The 23225-nt window shown below is 47.7% G+C and carries 16 protein-coding genes; all 16 read left to right on the top strand.

What is annotated here, in order from left to right:
• Positions 1-104: 104 nt before the first annotated feature.
• Complete coding sequence (locus BC792_RS09760; protein ID WP_246154965.1) at positions 105-1853, top strand: class I mannose-6-phosphate isomerase; 1749 nt, start codon at positions 105-107, stop codon at positions 1851-1853.
• Positions 1854-1876: 23 nt separating this feature from the next.
• Positions 1877-3037 (top strand): MFS transporter, encoded by a 1161-nt coding sequence (locus BC792_RS09755; RefSeq protein ID WP_148908814.1) that lies wholly within the window; start codon positions 1877-1879, stop codon positions 3035-3037.
• Positions 3038-3041: 4 nt separating this feature from the next.
• Positions 3042-4139 (top strand): ROK family protein, encoded by a 1098-nt coding sequence (locus tag BC792_RS09750; protein WP_148908813.1) that lies wholly within the window; start codon positions 3042-3044, stop codon positions 4137-4139.
• 33 nt (positions 4140-4172) lie between these two features.
• Positions 4173-7406: a GH92 family glycosyl hydrolase gene (locus BC792_RS09745; protein WP_148908812.1), complete on the top strand. Its 3234-nt coding sequence runs from the start codon at positions 4173-4175 to the stop codon at positions 7404-7406.
• A 73-nt stretch (positions 7407-7479) separates the two neighbouring features.
• On the top strand, positions 7480-10488 hold the full coding sequence (locus BC792_RS09740; RefSeq protein WP_211357516.1) for a SusC/RagA family TonB-linked outer membrane protein: 3009 nt from the start codon (positions 7480-7482) through the stop codon (positions 10486-10488).
• Between the two features lie 10 nt (positions 10489-10498).
• A complete protein-coding gene (locus tag BC792_RS09735; RefSeq protein ID WP_148908811.1) occupies positions 10499-12103 on the top strand; it encodes a RagB/SusD family nutrient uptake outer membrane protein in 1605 nt (534 codons plus the stop codon).
• Positions 12104-12121: 18 nt separating this feature from the next.
• Entirely contained in the window at positions 12122-13261 is a 1140-nt protein-coding gene (locus BC792_RS09730; RefSeq protein ID WP_148908810.1) for a SusE domain-containing protein, read from the top strand.
• 11 nt (positions 13262-13272) lie between these two features.
• A complete protein-coding gene (locus BC792_RS09725) occupies positions 13273-14472 on the top strand; it encodes a glycoside hydrolase family 76 protein (RefSeq protein WP_148908809.1) in 1200 nt (399 codons plus the stop codon).
• A 5-nt stretch (positions 14473-14477) separates the two neighbouring features.
• On the top strand, positions 14478-15692 hold the full coding sequence (locus BC792_RS09720; RefSeq protein WP_148908808.1) for a glycoside hydrolase family 76 protein: 1215 nt from the start codon (positions 14478-14480) through the stop codon (positions 15690-15692).
• Between the two features lie 2 nt (positions 15693-15694).
• On the top strand, positions 15695-18061 hold the full coding sequence (locus tag BC792_RS09715; protein ID WP_148908807.1) for a GH92 family glycosyl hydrolase: 2367 nt from the start codon (positions 15695-15697) through the stop codon (positions 18059-18061).
• Between the two features lie 219 nt (positions 18062-18280).
• The gene (locus BC792_RS09710) at positions 18281-19159 is read left to right on the top strand and encodes a diacylglycerol/lipid kinase family protein (protein WP_148908806.1); all 879 of its coding nucleotides are present in this window, start codon (positions 18281-18283) and stop codon (positions 19157-19159) included.
• A gap of 189 nt (positions 19160-19348) precedes the next feature.
• Positions 19349-19744 carry a translation initiation factor gene (locus tag BC792_RS09705; protein WP_246154963.1) on the top strand — a complete coding sequence of 132 codons (396 nt, stop codon included), beginning with the start codon at positions 19349-19351 and terminating at the stop codon, positions 19742-19744.
• 429 nt (positions 19745-20173) lie between these two features.
• Positions 20174-21007, top strand: coding sequence for a MotA/TolQ/ExbB proton channel family protein (locus BC792_RS09700; protein ID WP_148908805.1), 834 nt, complete (start codon positions 20174-20176; stop codon positions 21005-21007).
• A gap of 96 nt (positions 21008-21103) precedes the next feature.
• Positions 21104-21754 (top strand): ExbD/TolR family protein, encoded by a 651-nt coding sequence (locus tag BC792_RS09695; RefSeq protein WP_148908804.1) that lies wholly within the window; start codon positions 21104-21106, stop codon positions 21752-21754.
• 21 nt (positions 21755-21775) lie between these two features.
• Positions 21776-22327, top strand: a complete 552-nt coding sequence (locus tag BC792_RS09690; protein ID WP_148908803.1) for an ExbD/TolR family protein — start codon at positions 21776-21778, stop codon at positions 22325-22327.
• 19 nt (positions 22328-22346) lie between these two features.
• Complete coding sequence (locus BC792_RS09685; protein WP_148908802.1) at positions 22347-23225, top strand: energy transducer TonB; 879 nt, start codon at positions 22347-22349, stop codon at positions 23223-23225.

The raw sequence follows: 23225 nt of genomic DNA, 5'->3' as shown, positions 1-23225 counted from the left end.
GGCGTTTCTACAAAAATAAAAAAAAATACCAGATCGTGTTGCCTGGTAAAATAAAAGTATCCATATTTGTAAAGTTAATATGTATATACATACTAAATGTATATATGAACAATCATTCAATTATAAACATGTTAAGTACTTACAAAAAGAAGCCTGCAATCAATTTAAATGGTTTCGCCGTAGAAGGGTGGAGCGCCATCATTTCTGTCCTGGCTAGCCATACGCGGAAAAACAGTACCATCGTAGTCGACTGCTACACGGGGGTCAACCAAGAAGAGCTGGAAAAATGGCTGATTCAACTTAAGCCGGATGTTTTTATTCACACCAAAGATCTCTTTATTCCGGAGGAGGAAGTAGGCGCGTTAACCGCCAGATTTATGACGGAAGATACGTTGTTCGGTTATAACTCCAACATCACATTGGACGAATATTTCGATCAAGAGAAGCTAAACGCGGCACGCGAGGCGGCTACGATGCCTGGAGGCCGTGTTTTGGTACTCGGGCCTGGTGCGCAGTTGGTAGCCGAAGCCGACATGCTAATATACGCGGATATGCCGCGCTGGGAAATACAGCAGCGTATGCGCCAAGGGGTTGCCAGCGGCTTGGGTATTGATAATAGCAGAGAGCCTTTTTCGCAGCAATATAAACGCGGATTATTCAATGACTGGCGCGTGTTGGATAAGCATAAGTGCCTGATTTTTGATAAAGTCGACTTTTGGCTGGATACCGTGGTGCACGGCGCGCCCAAGATGATAGACAGGCAGACTTTTAACGCAGGTATGGACAAGGCTGCTACATCGCCCTTTCGCGTTGTGCCGTTCTTCGATCCCGCGCCGTGGGGAGGCCAATGGATGAAGGAAGAATTTGCGCTTGACCCGTCGAAGGTAAATTATGGCTGGGGTTTTGACTGCGTACCGGAAGAGAATAGCCTGCTCCTTAACGTCAACAACATCGTATTTGAAATGCCGGCCGTAAATCTTGTTTATACAAAAAGTAGTGAGGTTCTCGGCCGGCCTGTGGAAGCCCGTTTTGGAAAAGATTTTCCGATCCGTTTTGACTTTCTGGATACGATCGGCGGGGGTAACCTCAGCCTTCAGGTACACCCTACCACTCAGTACGCCCGCGATCATTTCGGATTACATTATACACAGGACGAGAGCTATTATATCATGGCTGCTAAAGACGATGCGCATGTCTACCTCGGGTTTAAAACTGGCGTGGACAGGGATGTCGTGATAGACGAGCTGGAAAAGGCAGAACGGGGGGAGCTTGTATTCGATGCAGACAAATATGTCAATAAAATTCCGACGAAGAAACACGATCACTTCCTTATTCCGGCAGGTACGATCCACTGTTCTGGCACAAACGCAGTGGTGCTCGAAATAAGTTCGACCCCGAATCTTTTCACGTTTAAACTTTGGGATTGGCAGCGCCTGGGACTCGATGGGAAACCCCGTCCGATTAACGTGAAAAGGGGCAAGCATGTATTAAACTGGAGCTGCGACACTGAGTATACCTATGCGCAGTTGGTAAACCACGTAGAAGTTATTAACAGCGGCGAAGGATGGGTAGAAGAAAGAACCGGCCTGCACAAAAGTGAGTTTATAGAGACCCGTCGACACACCTTCTCCGTCCCGGTTACACATTACACCGGAGATAGTGTTAACGTGTTAAACCTTGTCGATGGCGAGGAAATTATTGTGGAAAGTCCTACCGGTGCATTTGAGCCGATGATTATCCATTACGCGGAGACGTTTATTGTCCCGTCGGCTGTGGGAGCCTATCGTATCCGCCCACATGGCGCCTCAGCGGGTAAAACCTGCATGACCATAAAGGCGTCGGTCAGAGTTTAATTGGGGAGTAAAAACCATACGCTATGTCAGATAACCAACAAAATAAACCATCTCTTGTACTGATACCAATATTCCTCAATTTCTTTATCATGGGCTTTGTCGACATCGTTGGGATTGCGACCAATTATGTCAAGAAAGATTTTGCACTGTCGGATACTACGGCCAGTTTGATACCGATGATGGTATTTGTCTGGTTCGCCGTCTGCGCCGTCCCGACAGGTCTGTTAATGGAGAAAATTGGGCGTAAGCATACTGTATCGGTGTCACTGATCATCACGGCGACCGCTATGGCAGTCCCTTTCATAAGCTATAGTTACGCGGCGATTTTATTCGCCTTTGCGTTACTCGGAATAGGAAACACCATTTTACAGGTTTCGTTGAACCCTTTGGCCGCGTTCTCGGTGCGAAAGGAGCGGCTGACCAGCACGCTCACGCTCGGACAGTTTATCAAAGCTATTTCTTCTTTTTTGGGACCTATATTGGTGGGTGTGAGCGCGGTGCAGCTGGGCGACTGGCGTCTAACTTTCGCGTTTTACGGCGTGGCGACTGTCCTGTCTATCGTCGTGCTCTACAGCCTGCAGCCGAACGATCCGACGGTAGGAGCCCGCACAAGTTCTTCCTCTTTTCAAAAGATATTCACGTTGTTGCGCGATAGGTACCTTATCCGTTGCATTGTTGTCATCTTACTGATCGTAGGAGTCGACGTTGGGCTAAACACGAGTATTCCGCGTTTGTTAACAGATAGGTTTGCTATGCCGCTGGAGGACGCTGCCTTGGGAACGAGCCTTTACTTCGCTACCCGTACCGTTGGAACATTTGCTGGTGCGATCCTGCTGGTCAGGCTGTCGAGCGTTAAATTTTTGCGTGTGACAATGGTGCTGGCCGTTCTAGCGTTTTTAGGCATACTATTCAGCCTGTCTTTTTGGGGCGTGCTTCTGTCTATCGCCGTGGTAGGTCTAGCCTGCGCAAATGTATTTTCGATCGTTTTCTCCTTAGCGATGCAACATGACTTGAAACATGCGAACGAAATTTCAGCGCTAATGATCATGGGCGTGTCGGGCGGGGCGCTTATCCTGCCGTTGCAGGGCTTGGTTGCCGACCTGGCAGGTTTCACGATAGGTCTGTTGGTCATTCTTCTCAGTATGGTTATCATCGGTCTGGTCTCTTATAAATTTAAGTCTTAACGCTATGTATAGTCACGATAGCCGTATTGTACTGACATTGGATGCCGGCGGCACAAACATGGTGTTCTCTGCCATTCAGGGCAATGTTGAAATAGTTGAGCCGTATTGCTTGCCGGCTTATGCAGACGATTTACAAAAGTGTCTTGATACGCTGATCGCCGGATTTACGTATGTTTGGCGCAGGTTGCCGAAGGCGCCCGTTGCTATCAGCTTTGCGTTCCCTGGACCCGCAGATTACAAGAACGGGATCATCCACGACCTGCCGAACTTTCCGTCATTCCGCGGGGGGATTCCGCTGGGTCCTTTTTTGCAGGAGCATTTCCAAATTCCCGTTTTTATCAATAACGACGGTAACCTCTTTGCCTATGGGGAAGCGCTGACGGGAGCTCTTCCAGCCTTGAATGAGCGGTTGCGACAGAAGGGATGTGACAAAGAGTACCGAAATCTCATTGGCATCACTTTCGGTACGGGATTCGGTTCTGGCGTCGTCCTAAACAACCGTTTGCTGACCGGCGATAACGATTGTGGAGGCGATGTCTGGGTGTTTCGCAATAAGCTTTACCCAGATAAAATAGCCGAAGAAAGTGTAAGTATACGTGCCATTACCAGAGTGTATAACGAGTATGCCGACGTTCAGGATGAGACATTGGCACCCAGCGACATATTTCGTATCGCAGAGGGCGATATGCCGGGCGACCGCCATGCCGCCATGCGCAGTTTGGCGCAGTTTGGCGAGGTAGCCGGAGACGTCATTGCCCACCTATTGACGTTTGCCGATGGAATTGTCGTCGTCGGAGGGGGGATAATCGGAGCAGCAAAATACATTATGTCTGCCGTGATACATGAACTGCGTTCTACGCTGTCTACTTTTTCCGGTGAACGCTTTTCACGGCTGCAGATGGACGTCATTGATGCCGACAATGCAGATAGTTTCAATCGGGCTATGATGGAAACACAGCGGAAAATACAGATCCCGAATACCGACAAGCGAATAAGCTATAACCCCTATAAAAAAACGTTTATCATGACAACATCGCTAGGAACGAGCGCGGCAATTTCACGAGGTGCCTACGCTTACGCTTTGCAGCAATTGGCTGATTAGGTTGTCGATCACAAAAAATACTAAGTTATGATAATGAAAGAGAAGTTATTTACGATTCTTCGGTACCTGTTAACTGTAGTGTGTGCGGGGGCACTTTCGGTAGCTGATACAAACGCTCAGCAGGCCACTGTTTGGCAAGTTGGACATAACGACAATCAAGCATCAGATATGGCCTTATACCCTGCATCTTTTAAGAAATTTCTTGAGCACGATTTTGGATATGAAGATCGCTACTTTCTTGTGGGATCAACAGATCCCCGGACAACTTTTCCTTTTGTCCTGCCGGGGCCAAAAAATGCATGGGGAGGTACCGGCAGCACGGCAGGCATACGTTCGCACTTCATAACATTAGGGTTCGAACTTCATGGCGTACCGGCTTATCGGGATGCCGTTGCTAAAAAACACGCTAATCCTCGAGGAGCAGCCGGAAAGGCTGTTAGGAGAGCAGATGCCAAAATAACAGACGTGTTCTGGAGCCTTTCGGTGGATCTTTTGGGGGTAGATCCCCAACATGGTTCGACGCTCAAATTGCTGATTAACGACAGTCCGTATACCTTTACTTTCGACAAAGGGACTGGAGAGGCAGATCCGGTCGGCCCTTTCTCCAACGATGCGGAGCAGATTATTAATCTGGCCTTGCCCAATGATCTGATCAGAGAAGGGTACAATGAAATCGTTATCACGTCGCTTGATGGCGGGTGGGTTGCTTTTGACCAAATTAAGCTGTCAGGACCTAAGGAAACAACGCTAAAACCGGCTTCCGAAGCACTAATCAGAAGTGTTAAGCCAGCCAACTTTCAGACTGCCGGCAACAAACAGCCGCTTCTGATCGACATCGTTGATTCCTGGAAGAAGCCGACTATCAGTGTCACGCTGGACGGTACCGAGATCCTAAGTAAGCAGCTTGAGGGCGGAAGCGCGATCCTGGAAGCACCTATGCCAGCGGTAGCGACGAAGAAGCGCAGCGTGTATAAGATACGGATTAATGGCAAAGAATATACCAGCGGAACAGTCGTCCGGCAACCTCAAAAGGAGGGAAGTCCCGCCGACTATGTCAATACGATGATCGGTGCAGCGCACTCCCGCTGGATGTTAGCGCCCGGTCCCTGGATGCCCTTCAGCATGGTAAAACTCAGTCCAGACAATCAGAACAGCGGCTGGCAGGCGGGGTACGACCCAACGTTTGAATCCATCGGCACGTTCAGCCATATCCACGAGTGGACAATGGCCGGCCTAGGAACGTTCCCTGTCACCGGGCCCCTCGTCACTTTTATAGGCGACGAAAGCGGGCGGAATGGCGGCTATCGCTCCAAAATTGATAAAACAACCGAAGAGGCTCCATTGGGATATTATAAAGCCGATCTCACGGATTACGATATCCGCGCCGAGTTAACGGCATTAACCCGCAGTAGCTTTCAGCGATATACGTACAATCAGGGTGACACGGGCCGGGTTATGATCGATCTGAAGATTCCGGCCGAATATAACTACGATCTGCAGCGGGTGAAGATTACCAAAGTCACGGACACCCGAATTGAGGGAATGAGCGAACAGCTGTCAAAAAATGTATGGTCTGGCGGAGTGAATCAAGACTACATTATCCATTTCGTAATGGAATTTGATCAGCCAATCATTAACTACGGATCTTGGTTGAATAATCAAGTACGGATCAAACAAAACCTAGAGGCAGACAGTGCCAAAAACGCGGGCTTGTTTGTCGAGTTCGACCTTAGCAAAAATAGAACGGTTCAGCTCCGTACCGGCATATCGTATGTAAGTGTCGAAAATGCGGCGTTAAATTTAAAGGAAGAAATATCCAACCCCTTTGGCTGGTCGTTCGACGCAGTCGTTGCTCAAAACAAGTCTACGTGGAATGCGTTGCTTGGCCGGATAGAAATCAGCAGTAACGACTATCTCAAGAAAGAAAAGTTTTATACCAACATGTACCGGGCACTGGCTAGTCGCAACATTTTCAGCGATGTAGATGGAAGTTGGCGGTCCGCAGACGAAAAGATACGGAGATTCGCTCACCCAGAAGACGTGGCGTTGGGATGTGATGCGTTTTGGAATACGTTCTGGAACCTGAACCAGTTCTGGAACCTCGTTACGCCGGAGTGGAGCAACCGGTGGGTACGTTCGCAGCTAGCGATGTATGATGCGAACGGCTGGCTCGCAAAAGGCCCTGCCGGCATGGAGTACATTCCGGTGATGGTCGCAGAACATGAAATTCCGCTTATCGTAGGAGCCTATCAAATGGGAATACGTGACTACGACGTGGACAAAGCCTTTGAAGCGGTCAAAAAAATGCAGACGACGATGCCCGCCGTTGTAGCGGGAGGCTTCGCCGGGAACCGCGACCTAGCAACCTATCTGAAACATCAATATGTGCCGTACGACGAGGGGAGATTTTCCAATTCACTCGAATATAGTTTCGACGACTGGACAGTCGGACAGTTTGCAAAAGCATTGGGAAAAACGGAGGATTATGCGGTCTTCAATAAAAGGGGGCAGTGGTGGAAGAATGCTATCGACCCAGAGACCGGTTATGCCCGTATGCGGGACTCAAAGGGCAATTGGCTTGCAGATTTTGATCCGTTCAAGTTGGGCGCGAATAAACACTACGTCGAGGGCAATGCCTGGCAGCTGACTTTCTTTGTGCCTCAGGATGTCGTCGGCCTTGCAGAACTGATCGGCCGCGATAAAATGCTGGATCGCCTTGAATGGGGTTTTGAGGAAAGCAACAAATGGCGCTACAACGGGCCCAACGACCAGTATTGGGATTATCCCGTCGTGCAGGGCAATCAGCAGTCCATGCATTTTGCATATCTTTTTAACTGGCTCGGAAAGCCTTGGGCGACACAAAAATGGAGCCGCTCCATTGGCGAACGCTATTACGGATCGGGCGTGTCGAATGCTTACCTAGGCGACGAAGATCAAGGGCAGATGAGTGCGTGGTATCTGATGAATGCCTTGGGGCTGTTTCAGGTAGACGGAGGCACCCGGGTAGATCCGGTGTACGAAATAGGCAGCCCGATTTTTGAGAAAGTTACCATAAGCCTTGGCGGCCGCTACAACCGGGGGGAGAGCTTTACCATTGAGGCTAAAAATACAAGCAGGGCCAATCTATATGTGCAAAAGGCAACGCTTAACGGGAAACCGCTGTACGACTTTAAATTTCCGGCCAGCGAGCTTCTAAAAGGGGGCAGTTTAGTGCTGGAGATGGGGCCGGAGCCAAATAAACATTGGGGTAGGGGAAATCTTCGATAACGCCATTTCCTTAGGTGCGTGCACCTATTAGTTGACAGATAAATTATAAATCCTAACGTTAAATTATGATACGATGAAACAAAAATTAACCAAAAAACTCAAAATCATTCGGTGGTACCTATGCCTCATTTTGCTGGGTATCCAAATGCTTTCAGCGCATGCGCAAGAAAGCCGACATTCCGTCGGGGGTGTCGTGGTCAATACTTCCGGCGCGGCTGTTTCCGGTGCGTCCATAAGAGAGCTTGGAGGGACAAATGCGACACGAACCGACGCCGAAGGCCGCTTCACGTTAGATGTCTCCACGCCCGATGCGACGTTGCAGGTATCCTATGTGGGCTATGTTGCACAAGAGGTTCCGGTAGGCGGAAGGTCTGACCTGCGTATAACGCTTGTTGAAACGCTCGAGGAGCTTGACGAAGTTGTCGTCGTCGGCTACGGTACCCAACGGAAAGCTAATGTAACGGGCGCAATTTCTTCGGTCAATATGAAAGAGCTGGAAAGCAGACCTGTCGTCAATGTGGTAGAGGCGCTTCAGGGCACTACGCCGGGACTAACAATCCAACAGAGCAATTCGCAGCCTGGGAGCCGACCTGCCATCAATATACGGGGTATAAACACGTTGAACAACAACGATCCGATGGTGATCATTGATGGTATATTGGGCGATATCCAAAATGTGAATATGGCGGATATAGAAAGTATTTCCGTATTAAAAGACGCTGCGTCGGCAGCAATCTACGGTTCGCGTGCCTCGAACGGAGTGATTCTTATTACCACCAAGAAGGGGAGCAAAGGCGTCTCGCGTGTGTCGTACGACTATATTTTTGCCGAGCAGACGCCTACGTTTATGCCGCAGATTGTCGATTCATGGGTGTATGCGGAACTACGGAACGAAGCGTTGATCAACTCGGGACGCCCAACGCAGTTCTTGGCCGAACAAATAGCGGGGTTCCGGGCAAATGGCCCCAATACAAATTGGATGAAGGAAATATACCGGGAAGCAGCGCCACAGCAGTCGCACAACCTATCCCTTTCGGGCGGCAGTGAGAAAACGACTTACCTGATTTCGGCGGCGTATCTGGATCAGGAAAGTATGTTCAGAGGGCTAGGATACGGACTGGAGCGATTTAATTTTCGTACGAACGTTGAAACGGATGTATCCGACCGCTTCAAGGTAGGCGTGCGGGCAGCGTACGCGCGAAATACGCTGAAAGACCATGCCTATTGGACAGAGTGGCTCATCGAGCAGGCGACCCGTATGCCGTCTATATATCCAATCCGCAACGCCGAGGGTGGATACAACTATCCAAGCGGCAGCAACTCCAATTCGTTGGCCCGACTCGAGCAAGGGGGGCTGCGGAGAAGTGCGAACGACGATTTATCGGGAATACTGAATGCGGAATATAAGTTGTGGGATGGACTGAAGTTGCGGGGAATGGTCGGTGCGCAACTGTATTACAACCGGATGAAAGAAAACCGCAAAGCGATACCGGGCTCGGGAGATCAGGAGAATCGGATGACGAACGGGTCGCAACGTATACAAAATATAACGACTAATCTTATCCTATCCTATGATAAGACCTGGGGGGACCATACGGTGAACGCCCTGGCCGGCTATTCGTATGAAGGGTCGACAGACAACCGGTTCGAAACGTTCCGGATCATGGAAGAATCGAATTACGATATCATGGGCGGTCTGCAGACGGTGAATACCGGTAATCAGGAGTGGCAGCATGAATGGTCTATTTATTCGGCCTTTCTGCGTATGAACTACAATTTCGCGAATAAGTATCTCTTTGAGTTTAACCTACGGGATGATATATCTTCCAAGTTCAGGAGAGGCAATCGATCGGCGTGGTTTCCTTCGATGTCTGCCGGATGGGTTATATCGGAAGAGGGCTTTTTTCCCGAAGGTTTGAAGAACATTATGCCTTCTGCTAAAATCAGGTCTTCTTGGGGGTTGGTCGGAAACAACCGCATCGCGGACTACCAGTATCAAGCTAATGTGAATATTGCCCAAGGCTATAATTTTGGTAATACCATGTATCCGGTTGCCTCGTTTGACGCGGTGAATCCGGATTTAAGGTGGGAGACAACGCAAATGTTCAATATCGGAGCTGATCTGGGGTTCTTAAACAACGCGTTGACGTTTTCCGGCGAATACTATGTAAACGATACCTACGACATCCTAATCGCTATTCCTGTGCCGGGGTTATTTGGTGGCGGGACGCCGATACAGAACGCGGGTCGGGTGCGCAATAAAGGCTGGGAGATTGCCGCGCGTTACCAATTTAATACGGGCGCGGTGAACCACACGGTATCGGGAAATTTATCGGATAGCAAAAATAAAGTAATTGATACGAAAGGAACAGAGTGGATCAACGGGTCTGACGTGAACACGATCGTTCGTGAAGGGTATCCTATAGATTCGTACTATGCTTACCGTTGGGACGGATACTTTCAAACCGCGGAGGAGGTGGCTCAAGGCCCCCGTTTAGACGGGATCACGCCGAAGCCGGGCGATCTCCGCTATTTGGATAAGAATGGCGACGGCATCGTCAGGGAAGATGACGACCGGTTTGTGTTGGGGAATAGATTTCCCCGGTTCTTATACGGCTTCAATTATGCAGCGGGTTGGAAAGGTCTTGATTTCTCGATGTTCTGGCAAGGGGTGGGGCAACGGCAGGTTTGGTTACGGGGAGAGTCTGTCGAAGCTTTTCACAACAACAACGAAGGTCCAGTGTTTGACTTTCATATCGATCGTTGGACGCCAGCGAATCCAGATGCTACATATCCTCGCCTTACCGTTGGAGCAGAATCTGCAAACAATGCCGCAAAATCAAATTTCTGGATAGAGGATGCCGCTTACTTGCGCCTTAAGAATGTGCAGTTAGGCTACACATTTCCGCAGCACTGGACTAATCGTATTTCAGTAAGTCGCCTTCGCATTTATACCAGTATACAGAACGCCTTGACGTTCGCCAATATGAAGGGTGGATGGGATCCTGAGACGGCCGACGGCGGTGGACGTATCTATCCGGTAAACCGGACCTTTTCCGTAGGGTTGAATCTTAACTTTTAAACGTTAAATTATGAAAAAATACATACAACGATATCGCGTGGCAATCGCTATCACATGTCTGCTTCTGGGGGCGTGCCACAAGCTTGACCTCACTCCGCACGATAGAGAAACGGATACAGAGTATTGGAACAAACCTGAGTCGGCAGCATATATGATCAATAAGTGTTATCAGGGGATGAACAATGCTGAGGAAGTGCTCTACGCCGATGCGATGACCGACAATGCTTACACGAAAGTCAATAGTAGCCACAACCAAGCGATCGGCAACGGTTCGTATTCTACAGCAGATAATTACGTGCGGTCTGTCTGGGGCTATCGGTACAGTGGTATACATCAGTGTAACCAACTTCTTGATAATATAGATCGCGTCCCTGGATTAAGCGACGAGCTGCGCAACCGTTATCGCGGAGAGGCTATTTTTATTCGGGCATACCACTACTTTGAGCTTTATTCGAAGTTTGGCGACGTTCCTTTTTTTACGACGGTTATTTCTATTGACGAATCGAGAACGGTTGGCCGTACAGCCAAGTCTGAAATCGTCACTAGCCTGCTCGAGCAACTGTCTGAGGTTATTGATAACAACTATCTCCCGGCGTCGTACGATGCGGAAAATACCGGACGTATAACGCGCTGGGCGGCCATGGGGCTGAAAGCGCGAATGCTATTGTTTGAAGGAGCTGGCCGATACAATGAAGTGATTCCTATCACAAACAGGATTATAAACGAAGGAGGGTTTTCCTTGCATGGCGACTACGAAGACCTGTTTACCATTGCGCATGAAAATAATGCCGAGGTACTGCTGGACGTACAGTACAAGCCTGTAGATCGCGAACACTCGGTACAATATCATTTTCTTCCACCGTCGTTGGGTGGTTATTCGCAGCTTTCTCCGCTGCAGGAGCTAGTTGATAGCTACATCACATTGGATGGATATCCAATAGCAGAAGCACCGTCATCGAGCTACGATCCCGCGAATCCTTTTTCTAATCGGGATCCAAGATTGGCGGCAACCATTGCGTATACCGGCAATTCGTATAAGCTGGCTGACGGCTCCGAGCATGTTGTCGATAGCAGGAAAGGGGCAGCGCTCGATGGATTCGATTTCTCCTCCGATGCATCGGCTACCGGCTACTATATCAAAAAGTACTGGGATAACACCTACCGGTCTAATCTCATGTCGGGGCTCAATATTATCTTAATGCGTTATGCCGATATTCTATTGATGCACGCCGAGGCACTGGCCGAACAAGACCAGCTTACAGCAGCAGAATGGAATCGAACGATACGACCACTTCGCGTCCGTGCCGGATTTTCGGAACCGAGGGCTCTAGAGTACCCAGCGGGGGGCAACCTCAAAGAGATTGTTCGGCGGGAGCGCCGTAGTGAGTTGGCGCTCGAAGGATTGCGTCATAAAGATATTATCCGCTGGCGGATTGCCGAACATGTGCTGAACGGCTGGAACCATGGTTTATATACCGGAGAGGCCGTCGGGACTGACAATGGATATGTCCGGGTCGAAAACCGGCGGTTCGATGCAGGGAAGCACTATTTGTGGCCTATTCCGCAGAGCGAGCGGGACCTGAATAACAGTCTTACTCAAAATCCACAGTGGTAACCTTAGACAATGAATATCATGAAAAACCTTTTTTTAATTATAGGTCCCCTTCTCCTCCTATTGGGGAGCTGCGGGAAAGAATATACGCTTTCCACCGACTTTACAGTGCCTACTGAGCTCGTCTCGCCAGCGAAGGTGGTGCTCGACGTAACGTCGGGCGAGCATATTGTCCTCTCGTGGAATGGAGGAGGCGCTGACGATGGGTCGTATGTTTTATACGAAGTTGTTTTCGCTAAGAAAGGGGCGGATCTATCCTCCCCAGTAGAACGGATTAAAAGCGATTTCGGTGCCCAGCCAAAACTGACGCTTACCCATGCCACGCTTAATGCGATCGCGCGCAAGGCAGGCATCGCGCCGGGCGAAACGGGAGAGATCTCCTGGTCGGTACTGACTTCCAAGGGTGGCGAGGTGAAGGCGACGGATGGAAGAAACGACATCGAAGTAACACGTGGTGATGGTATAGATAACATGCCTGATAACCTCTATTTGTATGGCGAGGGAAATGAAAGTAACGGGGCCGAAGGTTCTTTATTCCGCAAAGCGGCGGATGGCATTTATGTCCTTTATTCCAAAGTCTCTGGCAATGGCGAGTTGGAGTTAGAAGGAAAAGTTGGGGAGGAAGAATTTGGCTATTATCTCGACGGCGGCAAGCTTAGAGAGGGTACAGGAACAATTCAGATAGCAGCAAATACGAATCCATATCGTATTACGGTCGATTTTAATACGCTAACCATCAAAACCGAAGTTATATCAAACGTCAGGTGCATCTGGGGGGCAACATACGATGTCATCGGTCAGCTGGACTATGTAGGCGGGGGCAGATTTGTTGCCGCTAGCCGGCCGATCCGTTTTATCGACCCGAGCAAGCCGGAAACCAATCCGCCCAGCTGGCTCAGCTGGATTGAGGAGCGGTATTATTTTATTGCCAACGTAAATGGTGTGGACAAATGCTGGGGACGGATGGATGGAGTCAGCAGTGAGCGCCCCACAGGGAATGAGCCTTTATCATTTTACGAAATTGGCGAGTTCAATTGGAGCCAATGGGATCATCTTTGGAAGATGAAAGGGGATCTCGATTCCAAAAGAGCGACCATTACGATTCATACCAACAAGGACAATCTGATGATACATGAATTTTCGAATATTAGCAATTTATAGATTTATAAAAAATGAAGAAGATATTATATATTTTATGGATCGGATTTATTATCGCAGGATGTGATGATGGTTCGGAGCCATACGTGAAGCCCGACGGGAAAGGGCCGATACCGACAGAGACCGTGGATGCCGCTGCCAGGGCGAAAGAAATATTCGACCTGATCAACCAGTACTATAAAGCAGGCAGCCTGTTTAAAGAAAATTACCCCGCACAGCCCGGGGATGGCACTTATTCGTATGCGTGGCCCTATGACGCGGTGGTCAGCGGTGCCTCTCAGCTGCACCAGTTAGGCTATGACGTGCGGTATCACGAGGTCGTAAATGGATTTGAAAAGTATTATACGCAGGGTGCTCACGGAAACAATATTGGTGGCTATGGGTCGTCTACTAACGGCACTACGGGTGGGGGGACACGCTTTTACGACGACAATTCCATTATCGGGATCAACTTACTGGAAGCATATCATATTACACAGGACCAAACGTACATTGAAAGGGCGGCCCGGATATTGCCTTTTCTGAAAAACGGGATCGACGACCGGCTGGGAGGGGCGTTGTGGTGGAATGAAGATTACCGGTACGATCCCTCGTCTGCCGATGCCAATAAGCCGACATGCTCCAACGGATATGCGGCGCTTTTTCTGCTCATGTATTACGAGGTCTGTCCCGTTGCGGAGCGGCCGGATGTGCTGGCGTTGGCGACAGAGCTGTATAGTTGGCTAAGGAATAACCTTTATGATCCGGATACGAAATGCTATTGGAACGATAAACAGGCGAACGGTACGATCAATACGCGCCTATGGACGTACAATGCTGCGGTAATGGTGCAAAATGGTATCCGGTTGGCGGAGATCACAGGGAATAGTCAATACCTCGAAGAAGCCAAAGCGACGGCGCAGGGGGCGTATGATTATTTTGTCAAGATCCGTAACGGCGTTTTATCATATACCGATACTGATCCCTGGTTCAACACCAAGCTGTTGCGTGCATATATTGATTTGGCAAAACATGATGAACGCGCCAAAACCTATATCGATACGTATTATAATTTTATAAACAACGGTTATACGAAGGCACGTACAGATCTGGGTTTTTTCTTTGAAGATTGGACAGGGGGAAGTCAGGGAAGGTACTACTCCCTACTTATGCAGGGTGCGGTGGTTGAGTCTTATGGCGCCTTAGCGATTTACCGTCGGGAGGCGGAAGAATAATGGGGATGAGAAAAGAGTTTTTATTACTGGTGGTGATGTATTTGCTGGGGTCTGTGGCACAGGCTCAGCCAAAAGATATCTATCTCCAGCGTGCTAAAGAAACGTTTCACCTTGTATGGGCCAAATATCGTGTGCCTGAACACGGTCTATTCGCCGAGTATTATCCTAATAGCCATAAGCCGGATCTGACGTACTTTCAGGAGAGCGGGCATAAAGCGCAGGAAGTATCTTATCTCTGGCCGATGAGTGGTGTCTTCTCGTCGGTCAACATACTCATGGAACTGGACCCGAAAGCGTATAAACCTTACCTGGACTCCATGTTGGTTGCGGTAGAACAATATCTGGATAAAACGCGTACACCACACGGATATCAGGCGTACCCCTCAAAATTCGAGCGGGTCGACCGTTATTACGATGATAACGGACTGGTAGGTATCGATTATATGGATGCCTATGTCGTTACTGCTGATAAATCGTACTTAGCAAAGGCCAAGGCGGTCATGAGCTTCATCGAGAGTGGATGGACGCAGGATTTTGGGGGCGGCGTGCCATGGCTGGAAGGAGTACGCGACCAGAAGCCTGCCTGCAGCAATGGTAAGGCGACGGTACTGGCGTTAAAGTTGTATCAGGCAACACGCGACGAGGCGTATCTTCGGTATGCTATAAAATCGTATGATTGGATGCTGAATACCCTTCGTGATGACAGCCTGAACATTATTTGGAATTCGTTACTCATTCCAGATGGTACAGCGGCAGAACGTAAGGACGCGGAAGTGCAGAAACATGCGTATACGTATAATACGGGAACCATGATTCAGTCGGCTGTACGGCTCTATAAGATTACCGGAAAGAAGAGCTATCTCAACGACGCGCGGGCGTTGGCGGAGGGCTCTTACAAATACTATTTTGGTCATACGGACGACGGTGTTCCTTATGTGAAGGACATCCCATGGTTTACGGTGGTGCTGTTCAGGGGCTATCAGGAGCTGTACGAAATCGATCGAAATCCGAGGTATGTGGAAGCGGTGATTGAACGGGCCGAGTGGGCATGGGTGCATGCGCGCGATGAAGAGGGGTTGCCCTATGCGGACTGGACAGGACGAAAAGATGAGAATAAAAAGCCAAAATGGCTACTTGATTCGTCGTGTATGGCAGAATTATATGCACGTATCGCGCTGATCAAAGCGATGACCAGGGAAAAAGAATTGTCAATAAAGTAGATATGAAAAACAAAAATTTATTAATACTGTTAACAGCGCTGAGCATGGGGTTTTTGTCCTGTGCAGGAAAAAAAGAAGCAGCAGAACGATGGACAGGCTATGTAAACCCCAACATTGGCACCGTACATAGCCGGTGGTTTTTTTATACGCCAGCTGCCGTGCCGTTTGGAATGGCCAAGCTGGGACCGTCTACGAACGGTTCCTATGGAAATGCCAACGGCTGGGAAGCTGTCGGTTATGAAGACGGCCACCGTTCTATCGAAGGCTTTGCATGCTTTCATGAATTTCAGATTGGCGGTGTCATGATGATGCCCGTCGTAGGAAGTCTAAAAACTGTTCCCGGAACGCTCGAAGACCCTGCGAACGGTTATCGTTCGCCTTTCAAAAAAGAGAATGAACATGCCACAGCCGGCTACTATAGCGTCCTTTTGGATAAATATCAAACGAAAGTTGAACTTACGGCTACAGATCGGGTAGGCTATCAGCGTTATACGTTTCCGGAGTCGGAAGCGTCCTATATCTTATTCGATATCGGCAACAAGCTGGGGGAGAGCGGCGCCGTGGCCGACGCTTATGTTAAAGCGGTTGATGAAACAACCATCGAAGGATACGTTGTCACGAAACCCGAATACGTCAAAAAATATCAGCCGGAAGCAACGGTGAACATGTATTTTTATGCTAAATTGAGTAAGCCCTTCAAGGATGTCAAGACGTTCGTGCGCGGCGGTTCGGTTGGCGGATCGAAGGAAATCAAAGGAGTGGGAGCTTGTCTGGCCGTACAATACCAGACCTCGGCCGAAGAACAGATTACGGTGAAGGTCGGCCAATCCTATACATCGATCGAAAACGCAAGGTTGAATTATGAAAGGGAGGCCTCCGGGCAGCACTTTGACGCGACCAGGGAAAAGGCGTCGTCGCGCTGGAATGAGATGCTTGGACGTATAAAGGTAGAGGGAGGACGTGAGGAGGATAAAATCAAGTTTTATACCGGCCTTTACCATGCCCTGTTGGGAAGGGGGCTGGCCAACGATGTCAACGGCGCGTATCCGAAAAACGACGGGACAGTAGGCCATCTGGAGGTCGACAGCGATCAAGAGCCAACATTTAATTACTACAATACAGATGCTATTTGGGGCGGATATTGGAACCTTACCCAGCTATGGGCCTTGGCTTATCCCGAGTATTATTCAGATTGGGTACAGAGCCAGTTGCTGGTGTACAAAGAAACGGGGTGGCTGGGCGATGGTATCGCTAACAGTAAATATGTTTCCGGCGTGGGAACGAACTTTACCGGCCTCGCCATTGCTGCTGCATACAATTGTGGAATACGGGATTTCGATTATCAACTGGGATATGAAGCGGCACTGAAGAATGAAGTGGACGGCGAAAACCGGCCGGCCGGCGCAGGCAAACTGGATGTTTCGGCGTTTGTTAAGCGCGGTTATTGTCCCTATATCCCAAGCGATGATTATTTTATTACCAAACAGGACGAAGGTTCGGTATTTGGCGCTTCCCATACCATGGAGTATTCGTTCAGTAGCTATGCTGTTGCACAATTCGCGAAGAGCTTAAACAAAGAAGCAGACTATCAACGTCTTTCCAAAATGGCATCGAATTGGGAGAATCTCTTTGATACCGAAAGTGAACTTATCCGTCCACGTACACTGGATGGAAAGTTTTTACAGCCATTTGACCCGATGGCGGCGTGGGCAGGGTTCCAGGAGGGAAATGCGATTCAGTATACGTTCTACGTGCCGCACGAGCCTGAGAAGCTGGTTGCGAGGGTCGGGAAAGATGTGTTTAACGGGCGCTTGGACAGTATCTTTGTGGAATCTCGGAAAAATACGTTCGGAGGCGGCAGAACGGTGGACGCTTTTGCAGGAGTACATGCTCTTTACAATCACGGTAATCAACCAAATCTGCACGTATCCTGGCTGTTTAATTTTTCTGGGAAGCCCCATTTGACCCAAAAGTGGGTGCGCACCATCTGCGACGAATTTTATGGGGTTGACGGTCTTCATGGCTATGGGTACGGTCAGGATGAGGATCAGGGACAGTTGGGCGCATGGTATGTAATGGCTGGCATGGGGCTGTTTGACGTAAAAGGTCTAACACAGATCAACCCTCATTTCCAAATTGGTAGCCCATTGTTTGACCGCATCGAGGTAACGTTGAACAAAGACTATTACACAGGCGATAAGTTTATTATTGACGTGGAAAATAATGGTCCGGAAAACATGTACATACAAGCGGTAAGTAAAAACGGGAAATCCCAACCATCGGTATCAATACCCTTTGCCGATGTCGTTGGCGGGGGTGTGCTGAAATTGCAGATGGGGCAGAAACCTAACCTCGACTTGCAGCGATAGTTGCCAGAGCGTTCTGCCCGATCAGTCAAGGCCGTTATTTTATAAGTTTAAAGTAACGGCCTTGACCGTTTGTAACGGCATGAGGCTAATTTTCTAGATGCCGGCTGGCGGAGCGGAGGCTTCTGCCGGCGGAAATGGAGACCAGTGTATACAATATACGGCAATCCATAATTAACGCAAATAAAAACCTTATCTTTATGTCCTATTTCAGATGAAGATATGCGGCAACGTAAGCGAATATTGTTTGTTATTAACCCAATTTCCGGAGGAAAAAAGAAAACTGCATTCAATAAGCAGGTGCTGGAAGTGCTGGATCTCGAGAAATTTGACCCGACCTTTAAAATTACAGATCACCCTAATCATGCCTTTGAACTCGGGAAAGAAGCCATCGTCGAGGGTTATGATGCCGTCGTGGCAGTGGGCGGAGACGGGACAATTAACGAACTGGGTTCAGCAATTTTGGGAACGGGAATGCCACTGGGAATTATCCCCGAAGGGTCAGGAAACGGCTTAGCCCTTTATTTGGGCATCCCGCTCAACGAGTCGGCAGCGATTCGGCGCATCAATCGTTTTGAGTCTGTCGAGGTCGATACCGGCGCAATCAATGGCCGTTATTTTTTTAACATTGCGGGCTTGGGTTTCGATGCTTCCGTCAGTGACCACTTTGCAGCCGAAAATGTTCGGGGACCTATCGGTTACCTTCGCTCGGTTGTTAACGTGATCAGCAAATTCAATCCTAGCCGCTATAAGCTTATCATTGATGGTAAGACATACGAAAAAGAGGCTTTTATGATCAGCGTGGCCAACTCGCCGCAATATGGCAACAATGCTTATATTGCGCCGCAGGCGTCGATTACGGACGGTGTTTTGGATGTGTGTGTGGTACATCAATTTCCGCTGTATCTGTTGCCAAAGATGATCTTTCATCTGTTCACGAAAAGTGCAGATCAGTCCGAGTATGTAGAAATCATCCCCGGCAAGGAAATTACCATTATCCGTGACGATAACGGTCCGGTACATGTGGACGGCGAGCCGGTCGATATGGGAGGGAGGTTGGACATCACGATCAAACCGAGGTCATTAAAGGTTATTTGTTAAGGAGGTTAATAAGGATAAGAGGTTAATAAGGATAAGAGGTTAATAAGGTTAATAAGGATAAGAGGTTAATAAGGATAATAAGGATAAGAGGTTAATAAGGTTAATAAGGATAAGAGGTTAATAAGGATAAGAGGTTAATAAGGTTAATAAGGATAAGAGGTTTATAAGGTTAACAACTTTATCAACCCTATGAACATTATAAACCTTATCAACTTAATTACGTTCAACAAGCAAAAGATGAAAAATAAAAAGCAACGTTTTGAAGGTATTGTATACTCTACGGCTGAGGACTTCGCTTATACAGAGAGCGATCCGGAGACGGAGCAGGAAACATTGCCGCCGGCGAAGCAGAAATTAAAGGTACTATTAGATCGGAAATCCCGAAAAGGGAAAGTTGTTACAATCGTGCAGGGCTTCGTGGGAACCGACAGCGACTTAAATGATTTAGCAAAAAAGCTGAAGCAACGGTGCGGCGTCGGCGGGGCAGCCAAGGACGGAGAAATCCTGATCCAGGGAGACTTCAAAGCAAAGATAGCAGAGTTATTGCAAATAGATGGGTACGGCGTGAAAACGGTTGGCGGTTAGTCAGTTACAATCGGTTGCATAACCCGTTCTTTTGACATGCCCGTCGATTGGACAATTAAGAGGTCTGCGATATTCGATATATGGAGCGGCAAAATAGCCGGATTTGTTGTGAGTGAACACTTACTTATTTTTTTGTGTTAATGATTTTTTAATTTGCATAAACCAAAAAAAATAGTTTTCATTGTAAAATATATCGCATTAAACAGCGTTAAACCATGAGTAATGGGCGTATTAGCACGGAAGGAAACCGCTGATGGTTCACTGATACGGACGCGCTTGAAAGATGTATAAATTAATGCTCGGAAAATTTTATTTTTAATACAAAATGGTATATTTGTTTTGCTTTAAGGCAAGATAAATGGCTTTAGATTGCACAAATTGAATTAAACATTATATTAAACAACAGTAAAAATCTAAAAATTAGTAAAAATGGCAAACGCACCAAAAACTACTGCTCCTGCTAAAAAACAAGAAAGCGGAAAATCAGGTAATTTATTTGCGAGTTTAGCAATTATCATTTGTTTTGCGATAGGTATTATCGTATACAAATTCGTAATGGGTAACCCTTCAAACTTTATCGACAACAATCCAGAAAACCAGCCACTTCCTGGTAACTACCTAGGAATGGTTTACCATGCGGGTGTGGTAGTACCTGTCCTTTTGGGATTATTCTTAATGGTATGGGTATTCTCTATCGAGCGTTTCATTGTTATCGGCAGAGCTGCTGGTACAGGTAACGTAGGTAACTTCGTTCGTAAAATCCAAGCCTTAATTAACGGTGGTAACATCGATTCGGCTATCGCTGAGTGCGACAAGCAAAAAGGATCGGTTGCAAACGTGGTAAAAGCTGGATTGTTGAAATACAAAGACGTGTCTGCAAACACAGGATTAGATGCAGAGAAGTCTGTCGTAGCTATTCAGAAAGAAATCGAGGAAACAACAGCATTGGAGATGCCAATGTTAGAGAAAAACATGAACGTTATCGCGACGTTGGTTTCTATCGGTACGTTAACTGGTCTATTAGGTACGGTAACAGGTATGATCCGCGCGTTCTCGGCGTTAGCAACAGGTGGAGCTCCAGACTCTGCAAAATTGGCGAACGGTATCTCTGAGGCCTTGATCAATACAGCGACTGGTATTGCGACGTCTACATTCGCGATCGTTATGTACAACATCTTAACGGCAAAAATTGATAACTTAACTTATTCTATTGACGAGGCTGGTTTCTCTATCGTACAAACGTACGCGGCGAACCACAAGTAAGAAAATGTGATTTTTTCAAATTCTTTTATGGAATTTGTGCGCCAAGATCATCATTAAATTAAAGAATAAGAATAGTTAATCAAAGAAGTAAAGAAAATGGGTAAAGCAAAAGTAAAAAGAGCCAGTACCTCCATCGACATGACGGCGATGTGTGATGTCTCGTTCTTACTTCTTACATTCTTCGTATTAACGGCGACGGCCCGTCAACCAGAGGTTTTGGTTGTGGATACGCCAGCGTCAACAACACCGGATAAGTTGCCAGACGATAACGTGGGGATTATTTCGGTTGCGAAAGGCAAGATATTTTTCGGCGTGAAAAATCCTAATGTTCGGGAGATCACATTGAAGAACATGTCGCAGAAATACAATATTGCCTTCTCTGCGGAAGATTATGAGAAGTTTAAACAATTGGACGAATTTGGTGTTCCGATTAAGAACCTGCGTCAACTGCTTTCATTGCCGAATGAGCAACGTAAGGAGGAGATTCAGCCGGGTATCCCTGTAGATAGTACGGAGACTGCATCCAACGAGTTATATTCTTGGGTACAAGAAGCGCGGAAAGCAACGATCGAGTTTAACCGCTCGCGGGAAGGCGAAAGAGATTTTGTCGATCCAGGACCGATGAAGGTTGCAATCAAAGCTGATGCAGAAGAGAAATATCCAACCGTTAACTTAATTATTGAAACGTTGCGTAACCAGAAGCAGAACAAATTTAGTTTTGTTACCGGTTTAAGAGCGGAGCAATAGTTGTAATACGAACAAAAGAAAATGGCAGAATTAAATCAAGATAGTGGTAAAGGCGACAAAGGCGGGAAGGTAAGAGCCAAGAAAGCCGGCGGTAAAGTCGATTTAACAGCGATGGTAGACTTAGCGTTCTTGTTAATCACCTTCTTCATGTTGACCACGTCATTAAATAAACCACAAGCGATGGATGTCGCGATGCCCGACAAGAACAAGATCGATGCAAACGATAATTTAGAGATTGCAGACAACCGTTCTATTACGCTTTTGTTAGGGTCGGACAACAAGATCTCTTGGTATTATGGACAGCTGTCAAATCCAATCTATCCACCTACTACGGTAGCGTACGGTAAAGATGGGATTCGTCAAGTGCTGCTGAGAATGCAAAAAGAGGTTCCTGCCCGCGCAGGTGGTAAAGATTTGATCGTCGTTATCAGACCTAGCGAGAAATCGGTACAACGTAATCTTGTCGATATTTTAGATGAGATGAAGATTGTAGACGTGAAGCGTTACATGATTTCGAAGATCAATAATGACGAAATAGAGTTATTAAAACGCGAAGGTCTTTTTAACGACTAATCGCATAATCAAGTAAAATATGTTTGGTTCTAAATTAGATATATTCAAAAAAGAATGGCTTGATGTCGTTTTTGCGAATAGAAATAAAGAGTATGGAGCCTATGATCTGCGCAAATTCGCGCCGAAGGCAACCAACATCGGTCTATTCTCAATAACAGTAGCTGTTTTTGTTTTGAGTGCTCCAAAAATGTTTAATATTAAAGTTTTTCCAGACAAGCCTGTAGAGGAAGCTCCCGTTATCACGGAAGTTACGTTGGAAGACTTAGACATACCGGAGCCAGAAGAAGAAGAAGAGCCTCTTCCACAAGAAGAAGAACCGCCTCAACGTATCGCCCAAGAGCCGCCTGCGGAAGATTTGGTGCGCTTTCCTGAGCCTAAGGTCGTACCTCAGAATCAAGTGAAGGAAGAGGTTGTTTCTCAGGAAGAGATAAAAAAGGAGAATAAAACACCAGCCCGTATCACGCTAAAAGGTACGAAAGGGGCCGCTGGGGTGCCGACGGGTGAATTTGGTCCTAAGAAAGTCGAAGGACAGATCACCGGTAGCGCAACAGGGGATCCTGACGGAAATGCGGATGTAGACAAGATCTTTACCGCGGTTGAGGTTAACCCTGAACCAATCGGCGGCCTAAACGCTTTCCGTAAGTGGGTAGGAGACAACTACAGCTATCCGCAGGGAGCAATTGACGCGGGAGTGAAAGGGCAGGTGGTCGTTTCTTTCGTTGTAGAGAGAGATGGTAGCTTGACCGACATTAAAGTGGTGAAAGACTTGTCGTACGGTACAGGACAAGCAGCGGTTAATGTATTGAAAAAAGCGAAAAAATGGAAGCCGGGTATTCAGAACGGTCGTCCGGTACGGGTAGCTTATACATTGCCTATCACCTTAAACCTTCAACAATAA

It is taken from the genome of Sphingobacterium allocomposti (assembly GCF_008124885.1).
Classification (GTDB): Bacteria; Bacteroidota; Bacteroidia; order Sphingobacteriales; family Sphingobacteriaceae; genus Sphingobacterium; species Sphingobacterium allocomposti.
Note: the sequence above shows the minus strand (reverse complement) of the source record. Positions and strands in the feature narration are given on the sequence as shown.

Bases quoted from the DNA above. Each gene is read 5' to 3' on its own strand.
- BC792_RS09740 (WP_211357516.1), top strand. From the start codon at position 7,480: ATGAAACAAAAATTAACCAAAAAACTCAAAATCATTCGGTGGTACCTA.
- BC792_RS09730 (WP_148908810.1), top strand. From the start codon at position 12,122: ATGAAAAACCTTTTTTTAATTATAGGTCCCCTTCTCCTCCTATTGGGG.
- BC792_RS09705 (WP_246154963.1), top strand. From the start codon at position 19,349: ATGAACATTATAAACCTTATCAACTTAATTACGTTCAACAAGCAAAAG.
- BC792_RS09735 (WP_148908811.1), top strand. From the start codon at position 10,499: ATGAAAAAATACATACAACGATATCGCGTGGCAATCGCTATCACATGT.
- BC792_RS09760 (WP_246154965.1), top strand. From the start codon at position 105: ATGAACAATCATTCAATTATAAACATGTTAAGTACTTACAAAAAGAAG.
- BC792_RS09690 (WP_148908803.1), top strand. From the start codon at position 21,776: ATGGCAGAATTAAATCAAGATAGTGGTAAAGGCGACAAAGGCGGGAAG.
- BC792_RS09685 (WP_148908802.1), top strand. From the start codon at position 22,347: ATGTTTGGTTCTAAATTAGATATATTCAAAAAAGAATGGCTTGATGTC.
- BC792_RS09700 (WP_148908805.1), top strand. From the start codon at position 20,174: ATGGCAAACGCACCAAAAACTACTGCTCCTGCTAAAAAACAAGAAAGC.
- BC792_RS09720 (WP_148908808.1), top strand. From the start codon at position 14,478: ATGAGAAAAGAGTTTTTATTACTGGTGGTGATGTATTTGCTGGGGTCT.
- BC792_RS09695 (WP_148908804.1), top strand. From the start codon at position 21,104: ATGGGTAAAGCAAAAGTAAAAAGAGCCAGTACCTCCATCGACATGACG.
- BC792_RS09755 (WP_148908814.1), top strand. From the start codon at position 1,877: ATGTCAGATAACCAACAAAATAAACCATCTCTTGTACTGATACCAATA.
- BC792_RS09750 (WP_148908813.1), top strand. From the start codon at position 3,042: ATGTATAGTCACGATAGCCGTATTGTACTGACATTGGATGCCGGCGGC.
- BC792_RS09710 (WP_148908806.1), top strand. From the start codon at position 18,281: ATGCGGCAACGTAAGCGAATATTGTTTGTTATTAACCCAATTTCCGGA.
- BC792_RS09715 (WP_148908807.1), top strand. From the start codon at position 15,695: ATGAAAAACAAAAATTTATTAATACTGTTAACAGCGCTGAGCATGGGG.
- BC792_RS09745 (WP_148908812.1), top strand. From the start codon at position 4,173: ATGAAAGAGAAGTTATTTACGATTCTTCGGTACCTGTTAACTGTAGTG.
- BC792_RS09725 (WP_148908809.1), top strand. From the start codon at position 13,273: ATGAAGAAGATATTATATATTTTATGGATCGGATTTATTATCGCAGGA.